The sequence below is a fragment of the Ruegeria sp. BI12 genome, assembly GCF_056537985.1.
Genome location: NZ_JBQFSL010000001.1, coordinates 75846 through 90259, shown reverse-complemented (window position 1 = coordinate 90259; position 14414 = coordinate 75846). Strand labels below are relative to the sequence as shown.

At 57.8% G+C, this 14414-nt stretch carries 16 protein-coding genes; 7 read left to right on the top strand and 9 right to left on the bottom strand.

Annotation, left to right across the window (positions count from 1 at the left end; all coding sequences use genetic code 11):
• Nucleotides 1-21: 21 nt before the first annotated feature.
• The 3 genes from ACR0AK_RS00480 to ACR0AK_RS00470 form a co-directional block, all read right to left on the bottom strand.
• Nucleotides 22-810: an exodeoxyribonuclease III gene (locus tag ACR0AK_RS00480; RefSeq protein WP_170563514.1), complete on the bottom strand. Its 789-nt coding sequence runs from the start codon at nucleotides 808-810 to the stop codon at nucleotides 22-24.
• 82 nt (nucleotides 811-892) lie between these two features.
• The gene (locus tag ACR0AK_RS00475; RefSeq protein WP_170563516.1) at nucleotides 893-1270 is read right to left on the bottom strand and encodes a hypothetical protein; all 378 of its coding nucleotides are present in this window, start codon (nucleotides 1268-1270) and stop codon (nucleotides 893-895) included.
• A gap of 291 nt (nucleotides 1271-1561) precedes the next feature.
• Complete coding sequence (locus tag ACR0AK_RS00470) at nucleotides 1562-2248, bottom strand: response regulator transcription factor (RefSeq protein WP_170563518.1); 687 nt, start codon at nucleotides 2246-2248, stop codon at nucleotides 1562-1564.
• A 161-nt stretch (nucleotides 2249-2409) separates the two neighbouring features.
• On the opposite strand from ACR0AK_RS00470, the gene ribA reads away from it, so the two are divergent.
• Together ribA and ACR0AK_RS00460 are read left to right on the top strand one after the other, a co-directional pair.
• Nucleotides 2410-3504 carry a GTP cyclohydrolase II gene (gene ribA, locus ACR0AK_RS00465; protein WP_170563520.1) on the top strand — a complete coding sequence of 365 codons (1095 nt, stop codon included), beginning with the start codon at nucleotides 2410-2412 and terminating at the stop codon, nucleotides 3502-3504.
• On the top strand, nucleotides 3501-4001 hold the full coding sequence (locus ACR0AK_RS00460) for a L,D-transpeptidase family protein (RefSeq protein WP_480792028.1): 501 nt from the start codon (nucleotides 3501-3503) through the stop codon (nucleotides 3999-4001). The genes ribA and ACR0AK_RS00460 overlap by 4 nt, the downstream gene beginning before the upstream one ends.
• Here the strand turns inward: ACR0AK_RS00460 and ACR0AK_RS00455 are convergent.
• A complete protein-coding gene (locus tag ACR0AK_RS00455) occupies nucleotides 3985-4644 on the bottom strand; it encodes a YggS family pyridoxal phosphate-dependent enzyme (protein WP_480792027.1) in 660 nt (219 codons plus the stop codon). The two genes, ACR0AK_RS00460 and ACR0AK_RS00455, sit on opposite strands and share 17 nt — an antisense overlap.
• Nucleotides 4645-4746: 102 nt before the next feature.
• Entirely contained in the window at nucleotides 4747-5772 is a 1026-nt protein-coding gene (locus ACR0AK_RS00450; protein ID WP_480792026.1) for a porin, read from the bottom strand.
• A 282-nt stretch (nucleotides 5773-6054) separates the two neighbouring features.
• Here ACR0AK_RS00450 and ACR0AK_RS00445 point away from each other — a divergent pair, with 282 nt between their 5' ends.
• The 4 genes from ACR0AK_RS00445 (at nucleotide 6055) to holA (ending at nucleotide 10671) form a co-directional block, all read left to right on the top strand.
• Nucleotides 6055-6543 carry a DUF3576 domain-containing protein gene (locus ACR0AK_RS00445; protein WP_170563528.1) on the top strand — a complete coding sequence of 163 codons (489 nt, stop codon included), beginning with the start codon at nucleotides 6055-6057 and terminating at the stop codon, nucleotides 6541-6543.
• 72 nt (nucleotides 6544-6615) lie between these two features.
• A complete protein-coding gene (gene leuS, locus ACR0AK_RS00440) occupies nucleotides 6616-9168 on the top strand; it encodes a leucine--tRNA ligase (protein WP_480792025.1) in 2553 nt (850 codons plus the stop codon).
• Nucleotides 9155-9646, top strand: coding sequence for an LPS assembly lipoprotein LptE (gene lptE / locus ACR0AK_RS00435; protein WP_480792024.1), 492 nt, complete (start codon nucleotides 9155-9157; stop codon nucleotides 9644-9646). Before leuS ends, lptE begins: the two co-directional genes overlap by 14 nt.
• On the top strand, nucleotides 9643-10671 hold the full coding sequence (holA, locus tag ACR0AK_RS00430) for a DNA polymerase III subunit delta (protein WP_480792023.1): 1029 nt from the start codon (nucleotides 9643-9645) through the stop codon (nucleotides 10669-10671). Before lptE ends, holA begins: the two co-directional genes overlap by 4 nt.
• Here the strand turns inward: holA and ACR0AK_RS00425 are convergent.
• A complete protein-coding gene (locus ACR0AK_RS00425; protein WP_480792022.1) occupies nucleotides 10668-11852 on the bottom strand; it encodes a TIGR03862 family flavoprotein in 1185 nt (394 codons plus the stop codon). The two genes, holA and ACR0AK_RS00425, sit on opposite strands and share 4 nt — an antisense overlap.
• A 48-nt stretch (nucleotides 11853-11900) precedes the next feature.
• Between ACR0AK_RS00425 and ACR0AK_RS00420 the strand changes: the two genes are divergently transcribed.
• Entirely contained in the window at nucleotides 11901-12197 is a 297-nt protein-coding gene (locus ACR0AK_RS00420; RefSeq protein ID WP_480792021.1) for an HNH endonuclease, read from the top strand.
• Here ACR0AK_RS00420 and ACR0AK_RS00415 read toward each other — a convergent pair whose 3' ends face one another.
• Genes ACR0AK_RS00415 through ACR0AK_RS00405 form a run of 3 tightly spaced genes read right to left on the bottom strand, consistent with a single transcriptional unit; the run spans nucleotide 12198 to nucleotide 14280 of the window.
• Nucleotides 12198-12935: a VOC family protein gene (locus tag ACR0AK_RS00415; protein ID WP_480792020.1), complete on the bottom strand. Its 738-nt coding sequence runs from the start codon at nucleotides 12933-12935 to the stop codon at nucleotides 12198-12200.
• Nucleotides 12932-13540, bottom strand: a complete 609-nt coding sequence (locus ACR0AK_RS00410) for an enoyl-CoA hydratase/isomerase family protein (RefSeq protein ID WP_480792019.1) — start codon at nucleotides 13538-13540, stop codon at nucleotides 12932-12934. The genes ACR0AK_RS00415 and ACR0AK_RS00410 overlap by 4 nt, the downstream gene beginning before the upstream one ends.
• Nucleotides 13537-14280: an SDR family oxidoreductase gene (locus tag ACR0AK_RS00405; RefSeq protein ID WP_480792018.1), complete on the bottom strand. Its 744-nt coding sequence runs from the start codon at nucleotides 14278-14280 to the stop codon at nucleotides 13537-13539. The genes ACR0AK_RS00410 and ACR0AK_RS00405 overlap by 4 nt, the downstream gene beginning before the upstream one ends.
• Nucleotides 14281-14414 lie beyond the last annotated feature (134 nt).

Below are 14414 nucleotides of genomic sequence, written 5' to 3'. Positions count from 1 at the left end.
ACCAAGGGGAGAGTTGCAGAGTCAAAGGTCGAATGTCGCAAAGACCGGTGCGTGGTCACTGGGTTTTTCCCACCCACGCGCATCACGCAGAACGCGGCTTGAGTGGCCCGCGTTGGAAATATCCGGCGTGGCCCAGACATGATCCAGACGCCGACCCTTATCCGCCGCGTCCCAATCGCGGGCGCGGTAGGACCACCAACTGTACAGTTGCCCTTCGGGGATATCCTGACGGGTGATGTCAATCCAGCCGCCTGCGTCCTGCGTTTCGGCCAGCGCCTCAACCTCGATCGGCGTGTGTGAGACAACCTTGAGAAGTTGCTTATGCGACCAGACGTCGTCCTCGCGCGGTGCGATGTTCAGATCGCCAACCAGAATGGACTTTTCGGGCTTTTCGGCATGGAACCAATCGCGCATATCCGTGAGGTAGTCGAGCTTCTGCCCGAACTTCTCGTTCTTTTCACGGTCCGGGATGTCGCCACCGGCGGGGACATAGAAATTGTGAATGGTGACACCATTTTCCAATCGCCCCGCAATGTGGCGCGCGTGCCCGAGCCCCGCGAAATCCTTATCGCCGACCTCTTCCATCGGCAGGCGCGACAGGATGGCGACGCCGTTGTACCCCTTCTGGCCCCTTGCAACCATGTGGGTGTATCCCAGTTCTGCAAACCCTTCGGTCGGGATTTTCTCGACCGGCGACTTGCACTCCTGCAAACACAGGACATCCGGGGCCTCTTCCTGCAGCAATTTCAGCACGATAGGCTCGCGCAGGCGGACCGAGTTGATGTTCCAGGTGGCAAGGGTGAAAGGCATGGGGGATTCCTCTGTCGCGGGTTGGGCGGAGGTTAGCGTGGTCGGAGAGGATGGGCCATCGGAAATACAATGTATGAGCGACCTAATTAGGTGGCTCATAGTCATATATTCCCCCACCGACTGCCATTTCAGGGTCTTCAGAGAACTCGTCAATGAAGAATTCATGTTCAAGCAGCATGCCAAGCAACACCGGGTCAAATGCGGCTATTTCTTCTTGGGTCAGAACTGGAAGAATTGACAGGCGTTCGACCAGTTGACTGATTGGTTGCCATTCATCTTGGCCTTCGATGTCCCCTCTGCGTATCGCTGCGTTCATCAATGCAGTGTTAAGTCGCGAATCCGAGATTTTCGCATGATGAATTGCTTGTTCTTTGGAATTTGCAATTACCGCTTCGAAAACCCGAAACGTTGTCTCCGTACTTAGATTGAGACGCTTACTTTCAACTACCCACCATGACATCCCGTTTTCCAGAGCCGGGAGTGGCTTCGTACTTGTTCCCGCCAAAAGCTATCACCCCTTCAACTTAAACATGAGCCTTAATCAAACGACACACTCTCAGCTAGCATCAAAACCGTCAAGAATGGATGCTCCAAGAGTCGTAGAAGTTCGCTTGGGGGACAAAAAAAGCCGGGCCATAAGGCCCGGCAGTCCAACAGGGAGGTGCATGTCATAACCCGGACATGCGCGGGTTGGGAGTAATCTAATTACACATCCAGAGTATCACTTTGATCCACGTCAATCCACCCGGAGTTACGAAACCAAGCGATATCCGCCCGATTCTGTGACCAAAAGGCGCGCGTTCGATGGGTCGGGTTCGATCTTTTGGCGCAAACGATAGATGTGGGTTTCAAGCGTATGTGTGGTGACACCAGCGTTATAGCCCCAGACCTCGTGCAGCAGCACATCGCGGGCAACCACGCCATCTGCCGAGCGGTACAGGAACTTGAGAATGTTGGTTTCTTTCTCGGTCAAACGGATCTTGCGATCCTCTTCGGTGATCAACATCTTCATCGCAGGCTTGAAGGTATACGGCCCCAGCACAAAGACCGCGTCCTCTGATTGCTCATGCTGACGCAGCTGCGCGCGGATTCGAGCCAGCAGGACCGGGAATTTAAACGGCTTAGAGACATAATCATTAGCGCCTGCGTCCAGACCAAGAATGGTATCAGCGTCGCTGTCATGGCCTGTCAGCATCAGGATCGGGCTTTTGACGCCTTGTTTGCGCATCAGGCGGCACAGCTCACGACCGTCGGTGTCCGGCAGACCAACGTCCAGAATGACCAGGTCATAAATAGCCTCGCGTGCGCGCTCCATCGCGGATTGACCGTCATGGGCTTCGAACACGTCGAAGTCCTCGGTCATCACAAGTTGCTCGCTGAGCGCCTCGCGCAGGTCTTCATCGTCATCCACCAGCAGGATTTTCTTGAGCTGAGCCATGTCCGGTCCTCCTAAGCCTTTTCCACCATTTGCGTGCGGAAGATGCAATCAACAAGATTTACTGCAATGGTCTCACGCCCTCGTGTCTGACGCAGAGGAATTGTTTCACTTTTCCATCCATTCGGGTTAGACGAAGGCCAACACGTTATAGGGTAACACAGATGAGTCTTATCCCCGATATCTCGGAATTGCTGGCGCGGGCACGTGCGGACCTGCGGATGGGCGTTCCGGTTGTTTTGACCGATGACAGCGGGTTCAGCGTCATAGCGATTGCGTCTGAGACATTGAGCGCCCAGCGGCTGGCAGATTTGCGAAACTTCGAAGGTCAGCCTGTTGTCGCAGTCACCGTAAGACGCGCTGAAACGCTTAAGGCACGCGCCTATGATGGCGATCTTGCTCGGGTGATTATTCCGCCGGACACCGACCTCGCATGGGTACAGGCGGTTGCTGACCCCTCAGATGATCTGAATACCCCCATGAAAGGCCCGTTGATGTCCGAGCGTCAGGGCAATGCCAACCTGCATCGCATTGCCATCGCATTGACGAAATCCGCACGCCTTTTGCCTGCTGCTGTGGTTGTTCCCATCGAGGACGGTCACACTTTCGCCGCGACACACGGCCTGACTTGTATCGACCACACTCGCGCCGCGCCGCATCTGGCCGACCGCAGCGCGCTGCACGCCATTGCCGCCGCACGCCTACCGATGGAAGTGTCCGAGGCCGGTCGCCTGCATGTTTTCCGCCCCGAAGATGGCGGAGAAGAACATTACGCCGTAGAAATAGGCCGTCCGGACCGAAGCAAGCCAGTTTTGGCCCGGTTGCATTCGGCCTGTTTCACTGGCGATCTGATGGGCAGCTTGAAATGCGATTGCGGGCCGCAGTTGCGTGGGGCGCTTGCCCAGATGGGGTCCGAGGGCGCGGGCGTGTTGTTGTACCTCAATCAAGAAGGACGCGGCATCGGCCTAGCCAACAAAATGCGGGCTTATTTCCTTCAGGATCAGGGCTTTGACACGGTCGAGGCAAATCACCGACTGGGATTCGAAGATGATGAACGTGATTTTCGACTGGGCTCGGACATCCTGAAAGAGCTTGGTTTTTCCTCGGTCCGCTTGCTGACGAACAACCCGGCGAAAATCGCGATGATGGAAAAGACGGGCATCGCGGTGACCGAAAGGGTCCCCCTTAAAGTGGGTGAAACCGCCCATAACCGAGGATATCTGGCGACCAAAGCCGCGAAATCAGGCCATCTGCTGTGACGCCAGACGATTTAGTTCTGACGCCACGCGGCCTGCGTTTTGCCGGGCGCCTTTTTCCATGCTCGATTGGTAAAGGCGGCCTGACGCGTGATAAGCGCGAAGGCGACGGGGCAACGCCAATCGGTGTGCACAGTATTGTCGGCATGCTATTTCGGCCTGACAGGCTGGCTGCACCCAGCTCCTGGGCTATTCCCATCGGCCCAGGCGACCTATGGTCGGATGACAGCGAAGACAGGCGATACAATCAGTTGGTCAGCGCGCCCTATGGGCACAGCCACGAAAAGCTGCGGCGCGCGGATCCGTTGTATGATCTTGTTCTGATAACCGACTGGAACTGGCCTAACTCTGTAGCGGGTCGCGGGTCCGCCATTTTCCTCCACCAGTGGAGACGCCCCGGCTATCCGACCGAAGGCTGCGTCGCGTTTCGCCGCGACCATCTGCATTGGATCGCGCGCAGGGTCTCCCCCGGTTCGCGTTTGATTATCCCACAGGCTTGACCCGCTCGCCAAAGATGGCGGACCCCACGCGAACATGGGTGGCACCCAATGCGATCGCCTGTTCAAAATCACTGCTCATCCCCATCGACAAGCCCTGCAACCCATTGCGCTTGGCGATTTTAGCCAGCAACGCAAAATGCAACGAAGGTTCTTCTTCAACCGGCGGGATTGCCATCAACCCCTGAACCGGCAAGTCCAGATCCCGACATTCGGCGATGAAGGCATCTGCATCAACCGGCATGATCCCCGCTTTCTGCTCTTCTTCTCCGGTGTTGACCTGAATGAAAACACCCGGGCAGTGGCCAAGCTCTTGCGCCAACCGCGCAAGTGTTTTGGCCAGCTTAGGCCGATCCACCGAATGAATCGCGTCAAACAACTCCATCGCCTGCCGGGCCTTGTTGGTTTGCAGCGGCCCGATCAAATGCAGGTCAATGCCCGTAAACTGCTCCATGAAATCCGGCCATTTGCCCGCCGCTTCCTGCACCCGATTTTCACCAAAACATCGGTGCCCCTGTTCCAGCACATCCCGAACACGCTCATTTGGTTGAACTTTCGAGACAGCGATCAGTTTTGTCGATCCCTCTGGTCGCCCGGCAGCGGATTCGGCCTTGATAATGCGGGCAGTGATGTCGTGCAGCGACATGTGTTTCCTCTCTCTGCTTTGATCGCAGAAAAACACCAAGTCCGCGCAAAAGAAAAGGGCAGGTCCGAAGACCTGCCCTCAAACTTTGTGGTTCAGATCAACTTAGAAGTTGAACTGAGCACCGAAGTCAGCACGTACGCGGCTGTCGCCGTCGCCGCGCTTCTCTTGGCCCAGACCACCGCGCAGCGATGCACCGCCGCCCAGGTCGTACTTAACGCCGATACCATACTGCTGCAGGTCGTCATCCGCCGAACCGTCACCGTAAGCGGCGGTCAGAGTGGTTGCCGCGCCCAGGTTGTAGGCCAGCGACAGACCGTATGCGGTGCCATTGCGATCGTCGTTTACAACGTCATCGTCAGCTACGAACAGTGTACCCGAGAAGTCACCGAATTCTGCGCCCAGGGTCAGAACGGTCAACGACTGCTTTTCGCTGCTGCTGTTCACGTTCGCCTTGGTCTGACCATAGGCCAGTGCAGCGGTGATGTTGTTGAAGTTGTAGGTTACGCTGATGTCCCAACGGTCTGCATCCTGAGGCACGCTATCAAATGCGATGGTTGCCTGGTCGTAGGACGCGCCGAAAGCGAAGTCGCCAACTGCGTACTGGAAGAACACAGCGTTCGAACCCGAACCGGTCGACGAGTAAGCCAGGAAGCTATAGTCAACGCCCGAGTACTGGCCGATGAAGCTTTCCAGGCCCGGCTCGTTACCGTAGTAGTTTGCCAGGTTGTCGAACGAACCAGCAACGTTGCCGGCGTCAACACGCAGACCACCGTAGATGACCGAGAAGCGTGCGCCGTTCAGGCCAGCCGAGTTGGCTTCGCCGTTGCCGGCGTTTTCGTCAGCCTGCAGACGAACACGAGCCGAGAACTCAACGCCGCCATCGGTTTCTGCGGTGCCGTCGATGTTCAGACGGAAGCGCGAGACCAGGATGGTGTTGTCGGTGTCGACGGTCGCGGTGCCATCAGCGACGATGTCGCCGTTTGCATCTGTGGTGAAGTTGTTAACAGTACCGGTACGATCTTCGTAGTAGCCAATACCAAAACGACCGTAGCCGCTGAATTTAACGTCGGCCGCTGCAACGCTTGCGGTTGCAATCAGAGCGGTCGATGCGAAGAGAACTTTTTTCATCTTGTTTCCCTCGGTTTCAAAGTTTTTCTACTCGACATATGCCTCAGCACATGTCTCAGCACGGGAACCGTTTCGCTCGGATTACCCCCAAAGCGCAAGCTTGCCTTAAATGTGATGGCCGCATTGACCCCAAATTGGTGCAAGGATGCCACAGTCGATATTTGGGGGCTAAACTGCTGCCCACACTGACATGTGTAATAAGAATAGGGTTGTTGCTGAACTGGACCTTGTCTAGGAGTAACACCTAACAAAGTAGACCAAGTGGAACAGGACCAGTCGACAATGCGCCCGCAGACGATTTTCGGTTTGATCTTAATGACTGCTGCCGTGTCGGCCTGCGGACAGAATCAAAGTACAGCTCCGAATCCCGCATTACTGTATACGGATAGCACGCGCACAGAGGAACGAGAGCTGAACGATCCGAACCGCACATCTATCTGGGATGTGTTCGATCGCGGTAATGCCGAACAGATCGTTAATGTGAATCGGTATCTGTGGGCCGCCTCGCTGGATGTCCTGAATTTCCTGCCAATCCAGGAAGTCGACCCATTTACCGGCGTGATCGTAACAGGTTACGGTACACCGCCGGGTGGCGGGCGCTCTTACCGCGCAACCGTACATATTAGCGATCCGGCCCTTGCCGCGCGCTCGCTATCGGTTGCGCTGCAGAGTAGCGGTGGCTCTCCAGTCAGCGCTGCAACGGCGCGGGCGGTCGAGGATGCGATCCTAAACCGCGCACGTCAGTTGCGCATTGCGGACAACAAACTCTAGCCACCCGCTTAAAATCACAATATTACCACGCCGGGTTCATGCCCGGCGTTTTCATTCACGAAGGACCGCACAATGTCGCGCTACTCGGCCACCGAAATCGAAGCAAAATGGCAAGAGGCCTGGGACAAGGCCGGGATCTTCACCGCCAACCACAAGGCGGACAAGCCGAAATACTATGTGCTTGAGATGTTCCCCTATCCGTCTGGCCGCATCCACATGGGACATGTGCGCAACTATACGATGGGTGATGTCATTGCTCGGCACAAGCTGGCAACCGGCCATAACGTGCTGCACCCGATGGGCTGGGATGCCTTTGGGATGCCAGCAGAAAACGCTGCTATGGCCATTGGCGGACACCCCAAAGACTGGACGTACAGCAATATCGCCGACATGCGCGGACAGATGAAGCCGTTGGGTCTGTCCATTGACTGGTCCCGCGAATTCGCCACCTGTGACCCTGAATATTATGGCCAACAGCAGGCTTTGTTCCTGGATATGCTCGATGCCGGATTGGTTTATCGCAAAAACGCTGTGGTGAACTGGGACCCGGTCGACATGACCGTTCTGGCAAATGAACAGGTAGAAAACGGCCGCGGCTGGCGCTCGGGCGCGTTGGTTGAGCGCCGCGAGCTGACCCAGTGGTTCTTTAAGATCTCCGACTATTCCGAGGAATTGCTCGACGCGCTGGATACGCTGGACAATTGGCCAGCCAAAGTGCGTCTGATGCAGGAAAACTGGATCGGAAAATCACGCGGTCTGCAATTCGGGTTCGAACGCACCGATGGCGATGAGCCGATCACCGTTTATACGACACGCCCCGATACACTGTTGGGTGCGTCCTTTGTCGGCATTTCGCCAGATCATCCGATTGCCAAGCAACTTGAGGCCGAAAACCCTGAAGTTGCTGAATTCGTTTCCGAATGCCGCAAGGGCGGAACAACGGAAGAGGCCATCGAGACCGCCGAGAAGCTGGGCTATGACACTGGCATCAAGGTCAAACACCCGCTGGACCCGAACTGGGAACTGCCGGTCTGGATCGCGAATTTCATCCTGATGGATTACGGCACCGGCGCGATCTTTGCCTGCCCGGCGCATGATCAGCGCGACCTCGACTTCTGCCGCAAATACGGCCTGCCGGTGGTCGATACCTTCTTTGCCCTGGATGATGACACACCAGTCGACAAGATCGCCTTTGTACCGCCCAAAACTGAAAAAGTCCGCTGGGTGAACCATTTTGCTGGTCTGACAGAGGCCACAGGTGACGAGGCGATCAATGCCACCGTCGATTTCGCTGAAAAGGCCGGTTGGGGCGAAGGCGTTACCAAATTCCGCCTGCGCGACTGGGGCTTGAGCCGCCAGCGCTACTGGGGTTGCCCGATTCCCGTCGTGCACTGCGAAAAATGCGGGACGGTGCCCGAGAAGAAAGAGAACCTGCCGATTCAATTGCCCTATGACGATGGCAACGGCAAAGCCATCGACTTCTCGATCCCTGGCAACCCGCTGGACCGCCATCCCAATTGGCGGGATACCCCATGTCCGTCGTGCGGCGCGCCCGCCAAGCGCGAAACCGATACGATGGATACATTCGTCGATTCGTCTTGGTATTTCGCGCGTTTCACCGCCCCGCGCGCTGAAACGCCCACTGATCTGGCTGAAGCTGAATACTGGATGAACGTCGACCAGTATATCGGCGGAATTGAGCACGCGATTCTGCACTTGCTTTATTCGCGCTTCTTCGCGCGGGCGATGAACATCACAGGCCACCTGCCGAAAAAAGCCATTGAGCCGTTCAATGCGCTGTTCACCCAAGGCATGGTGACACATGAGATCTACCAGACCCGCGACGCCAATGGCCGTCCGGTCTATCACCTGCCCGAAGATGTGACCGACGGCAAACTGGCCGACGGTACCGAGGTCGAGATCATCCCCTCGGCAAAGATGTCGAAGTCCAAGAAAAACGTCGTGGATCCGGTCAGCATCATTTCGGCCTTCGGCGCGGATACTGCGCGCTGGTTCGTATTGTCCGATTCGCCGCCAGAACGGGACGTAGAATGGACAGCTTCAGGGGCCGAGGCTGCATTCAAGCACCTTAGCCGTGTGCATCGAATCGCATCGGAAATCGCCGAATCCAATGTTCCGGCCAATGCCGAGGATGAAACCCTCCTGCGCGAGATGCACAAAGCCACCCATGACGTCACAGGCGGGGTCGAATCGTTCGGCTTCAACGCCTCGATCGCCAAGCTCTATGCGTTCACCAACACACTGGCCAAATCCAAGGCAGGCACCGCAGCCAAGCGCGAAGCCGCCAAAACACTGGCACAGCTGATGTCGCCGATGACCCCGCACCTGTCCGAGGAACTCTGGCAGCTGTTGGGTGGCGAAGGACTGGTTGCCACAGCACCATGGCCGGTTGCGGACGAAGCCATGTTGGTTGACGATACCGTCACCCTGCCGATCCAGATTAACGGCAAGCGCCGTGCGGAAATCAGCGTGGGCAAGGATATGCCCAAGGACGAGGTTGAAAAAATCGCGCTAAGCACCGAAGCTGTGCAAAAGGCGCTGGATGGCGCTGCACCCAAGAAAGTGATCGTTGTACCGGGCCGGATTGTGAATGTCGTCGTTTAATCGCAGAACCTTGTTGTTGATTCCGCTGGCGCTTGCCGCTTGCGGTTTTGAACCCGTGTACGCTCCGGGAGGTTCTGGCTCGGCTCTTTTCGGTCGGGTGGAAGTGTCCGCGCCCAGCACAGTCGGCAGCTTTCTTCTGGTCGAAGATCTGGAGCAAAAGCTTGGCCGCAGCGCGACGTCCGGCAGTGAGTACAGTCTGGATGTATCCGTCGTGACTCAGACCGTGGCGGCGTCGATCACCACCACGAACGAAACCAACCGTCTTACCATCAACGGAACGGCCAGTTATTCGCTTCGGTCGAATGCGACTGGGCAAGTAGTTGCTTCGGGTACAGTGACGGACTTCGTGGGGTATTCAGCCGCTGGTTCCACCGTGTCCACCTTGGCTGATGAGCGGGATGCCACGCAACGCCTGATGGTGATTCTGTCTGATCAGATCATCAGCCGCCTTTACGCCACACCAGGCCTGTCCACATGAAGCTAAACCCGCGCGAGGCCGAGGGGTACTTCTCGAAACCCGACGCGGACAAGACCGGGCTGTTGATCTACGGTGCGGATGCAATGCGGGTGGCACTGAAGCGTCAGCAGGTTCTGGCGGCGCTTCTGGGAGCCAATGCCGAAGAAGAGATGCGGCTGACCCGCCTGCCTGGAAGCGATCTGCGTGGCGATCCGGCCTTGTTGCTGGATGCGGTCAAAGCGGTCGGGTTCTTTCCCGGTCCTCGCGCTGTGTTCGTCGAAGACACAACCGACGCGGCAGCCCCCGCAATCCTGGGGGCACTGGAAGATTGGACGCCCGGGGACGCCCAGATCATCGTCACCGCCGGACAGCTAAAGGCCAGTTCTAAAATCCGCAAAGCGTTCGAAGCACACCGCTCGGCCTATGCAGTCGGCATCTATGACGACCCTCCATCGCGAGCTGAGGTAGAACGAGTTCTGTCTGAGGCCGGTTTGAGGAAAATTCCCAACGATTCGATGTCAGCTATTGCCGAGCTGGCATCGGGCATCAGCCCCGGTGACTTTGCACAAACGATTGAAAAACTGTCGCTTTACAAGCGCGGCGACAGTTCCGAATTGACCATAGAAGACCTCGAAGCCTGCGCGCCCCGCTCGACCGAGGCAGCACTGGACGATGTCCTGAACGTGGTTGCCGAAGGCCGTGCCGGCGAAATAGGCCCGTTGATCCGTCGGCTGCAATCGCAGGGAACCAATGCGGTCAGCCTGTGCATCGGTGCGACGCGGCATTTCCGCACCTTATATGCGTGTGCATCCGACCCGGGCGGAGCAGCGCAGGGCATCGGCAAGCTGCGCCCCCCGGTTTATGGAAAGCGTCGCGACCGCATTTTGCGCCAAGCTCAGGGGTGGGGTGCGCAAAAATTGCAGACCGCATTGACCGTTCTCACTGATACGGATCTTTCGCTGCGTTCTGCCGGGCAAACGGCACCGGCCATGGCGTTGGTCGAACGCGCCATGATCCGTTTGGCGATGCTGGCGCGCACCCGCTAATTGCTTTGATCCAGCCAATCGGCAGCCGCGCGCCCGGCCCAGCGGCCGGTCGCCAGGCAGGCCGTCAGCAGATAGCCCCCGGTCGGGGCCTCCCAATCCAGCATTTCACCCGCGCAGAACACTCCGGGACGTTTTGTCAGCATGAGCCCTTCATCAAATGCGCCGCTTTGTATGCCCCCGGCCGTAGAAATAGCCTCATCCATCGGGCGCAAACCCGCACCGTAGATTGGCAGTTGCTTCAGCGCATTTGCCTCTTGACCCTTCGGCAATGCACAGCGTTTTGACATCTCATGAAACAGCGCGATCTTTTGCGGCTGCAGTTTAAGCGACTTTTTCAACCACTGCGAAACGGTGGTTTTCGAGCTCTTTGCCGCCAGTCGGTCCTGCAGCGTCGTTGCCGTTACATCAGGCAAAAGATCGACAAAAAGGTCCGCGCCTGCGCGCAGGGCCGGGGTCAGCGAGTATAATCCGCCGCCCTCCAACCCGGTTGCGGAAATAACAGCTTCGCCGCGACTTTCGAGCTCTCCCGCCATCCAACGCACCGATTTCAAAGCCGCGCCGAAATGCGGCTGCATATGAGGGCTCCAGTCGACGGAAATGGCCGAGTTTGCGGGTGCAAATTGTGCGAGGGGCACGCCATTATCTTGCAGCACATCCGCCCAGGCGCCGTCTGAGCCCAACCGCGACCAGCTTGCCCCACCCAGCGCAAGAACCGTCACATCGGGGCTCAGGCTTTGCCTGCCCTCGTCCGTATCGAAAACGGATTGGGCACCGTCCCAACCGACCCAGCGCCAGCGTGTTCTGACCTGCACACCCGCATCTGCAAGCCGCGCCAACCACGCCCGCAACAGCGGAGAGGCTTTCATCGACACTGGAAACACCCGCCCGGTCGAGCCTGTGAACAGTTCTTGCCCCAGCCCCCGCGCCCATGTTTGCACCTCTGAAGCATCGAACTCGGCAATCATTGGTCGTAACCAGTCTGCGGCCGCACCATAGGACTTCAGCAAAGTCTCAAACGGCTCGTCCTTGGTCAGGTTCAGCCCGGATTTCCCGGCCATCAGGAATTTCCGCGCTACCGAAGGTTTCGCATCTGCCACCACAACGGAATGCCCGGCTTTGGCCAGTTCCTCGGCTGCCATCAGGCCTGCGGGTCCTCCGCCGATCACCAGTGCCTGTGCCATCCCTGCCCTCTTGCCTTTCGCGCCACCCGGCGCAACCTTACCTGTGTGATGACGAACAGCGATCCGATCTGCCCGCTCTGCCGCCGTCCGATCCCGGATGGGGGCGGAAGCCTGCACCATCTGATCCCAAAACTCAAAGGGGGCAAGGGAGGACCCACTGTCCTGCTGCACCAGATCTGCCATAAAGAGGTGCACGCGACCCTGACAGAAGCCGAATTGGCCCGTGAATTCAATACTGTGGAGGCACTGCGCGCCCACCCTCGGCTGGAAAAATTCCTGAATTGGGTCCACAAACGCCCGCCCGGGTTTCGGTCGAAGGTTCCGGGCAAGCGGCGCGGGCGTTGATCAGCCGGGATTAACCGGGTCGCCAAACGCGTCCCGCGTCGGCGCGGCAAGCCCCTGAAACTCCAACCCGCGATAATCGGGTACATTGGCGAACCTGACGCCTTCGACGTGTTGGAACTCCAACGTTGTGTAGGGGCGTTTCCATAGCCATTCGCGGTTTTCTACTGCCCACAAGTCAGCGTGTGGCGGAACATCGTCAGTAAACGCGTAAAAATGCAGATCAAAGCCGTATTGATCAATGTCTTGCACCGAAAGCAAACGCATACCGTTGGCGCGACAAAATGCATCCTCTGCTGCTATATTTCCGGTTCGCAGGGTGATCTGGCCGATACAAGCTTGCGCAAACGGATCGCTCGGATCTGCTGCGTTTGGCGGCCGGTTGCCTTCGAAATCATGCTGAAGCAGCTCGATCACAAATCCTTCGGGGTCTTTGAGATGGCACATATACCCGATGTCCAGAAACTGCTTCGGGACCGAAACCTCTATTCCCTTTTCACGCAGGAATGCTGCGGCCAGATCGACATCCGGTACGGTTATGCCGATTTTCCAATAGCGTTGGCCTGTGTCATGGGTGTAGCCCCCGCCACCGGGCATCAGCAACAAATCGGCGTTTTGCCCGGGATAACCCATGCGCAGGCACACACCCTGGTCCCGAACTGACATACCAAGGACATTCGAATAGAAATCACTCAACTTTTCGGGATCAGCGACGCGCAGTCGCAAACCAGATAGCCTCATGCGCACAGCCCGGCGATTCCTGCCGCGATCCTTGGATCGGCGGCGACGCTGTCAGCGACCAGCTCGCGCGCAGTTTGCATAAGTTTATCCGGTGCCACCACCCGATCCACCAAGCCAAAGGCATAGGCCTCATCCGCGGTGATCTTTTGCCCGGCCATCAGGACCAACTTGGTGCGTGACGGCCCTATCAGCGCCGACATGCGCACAGGATCGGACGGTTGCGGCAGAAAGCCCAGCTTCATCACAGGATAAAAAAACTTGGCGGAAGGGACCGCAATTCGAATGTCACATGCGAGCACCATCCCGTTCGCGCCGCCGGCCAAAGTGCCATTCAAAGCAGCAACCGTCAGGCACGGCAAGGCAGCGATCGCACCCGACAAACGCTCCCATACGTCCGAGGTTGCAAGCCCGGCGCGCGCCTCGTCCAGATCGGCCCCGGCGCTGAACACGCTGCCCGCTCCGGTCAGGATAAACGCGCGCGCCTCGATGGCGGCCTCGGCAATCTCGGCCAATTCGGTCAACATCGCCCCGGTCAACGCGTTAGCTTTGCCGGGGTTGTTCAGGGTGACGATCCACAACCCGTCTTCTTTGCTCAGTTCGATCACGCCAACCCAACCCTTTGTCGAATATCTTCGCGCCGCAGCGAGATTTCGGACCCCAAAAATTCATCGGCATCCTCCGTGCACATCCACAGCAGCGCCTTGGCTGGCCAATCGGCAGGAATATGATCGCTCCAGTCCAACTGGCTGACGGCGTTGATACCGCTTGTCTTGATGACCCGCTGCATATCCGTCGCCACGGTGCCCGGGGACAGACCCATGGCGCGGATTCCGTGCAACGATTCCTCAAGATGGAGGCATTCCGTCAGCATTTTTGCACCGGCCTTGGAGGCACAATAGTGGCTCCATGCCTCAACCGGGTTCGAGGCCGCGCCTGATGATACGGTCAGCACGGTGCCTCCACCGGCTGCGCGCATGATGGGCAGGGCAGCGCGCATTCCGTAGAACACACCCTTGAGGTTTATGTCGATCGCCTTGTCCCAGGCCGCGACATCCGCGTTCGAAAGATGGAAGATCGGGTCAATAACACCGGCATTCCCGATCAGAACATCCAAACCACCAAAGCGGTCGACGCAATCTGCAACGGCCTGTTCGACCTGCGCAAAATCACTGACGTCACATTCCAGTGCGATTGCGTTTTCGCCCAGCGCAGATGCCAATGCGGCGATCTGATCGCGGCTACGCGCGACCAGCGCCACGTTCGCACCTGCTGCGGCAAAAAGGCGCCCTGCCTCTGCTCCGATGCCGCGGCTTGCCCCGGTTATCAGTACGGTTTTCCCCTGCATTTGGTTCCTATACCTCCAACGGTTTGAATTTGTGTGAATGCTTACCGCGCGAAGGGGGAAAGGGTCCAGCCCTTGCCCCTTGACGCCCGACGTCACAAGCACGACGATGCCGGCAAAATTATCTAGAAGGGTAC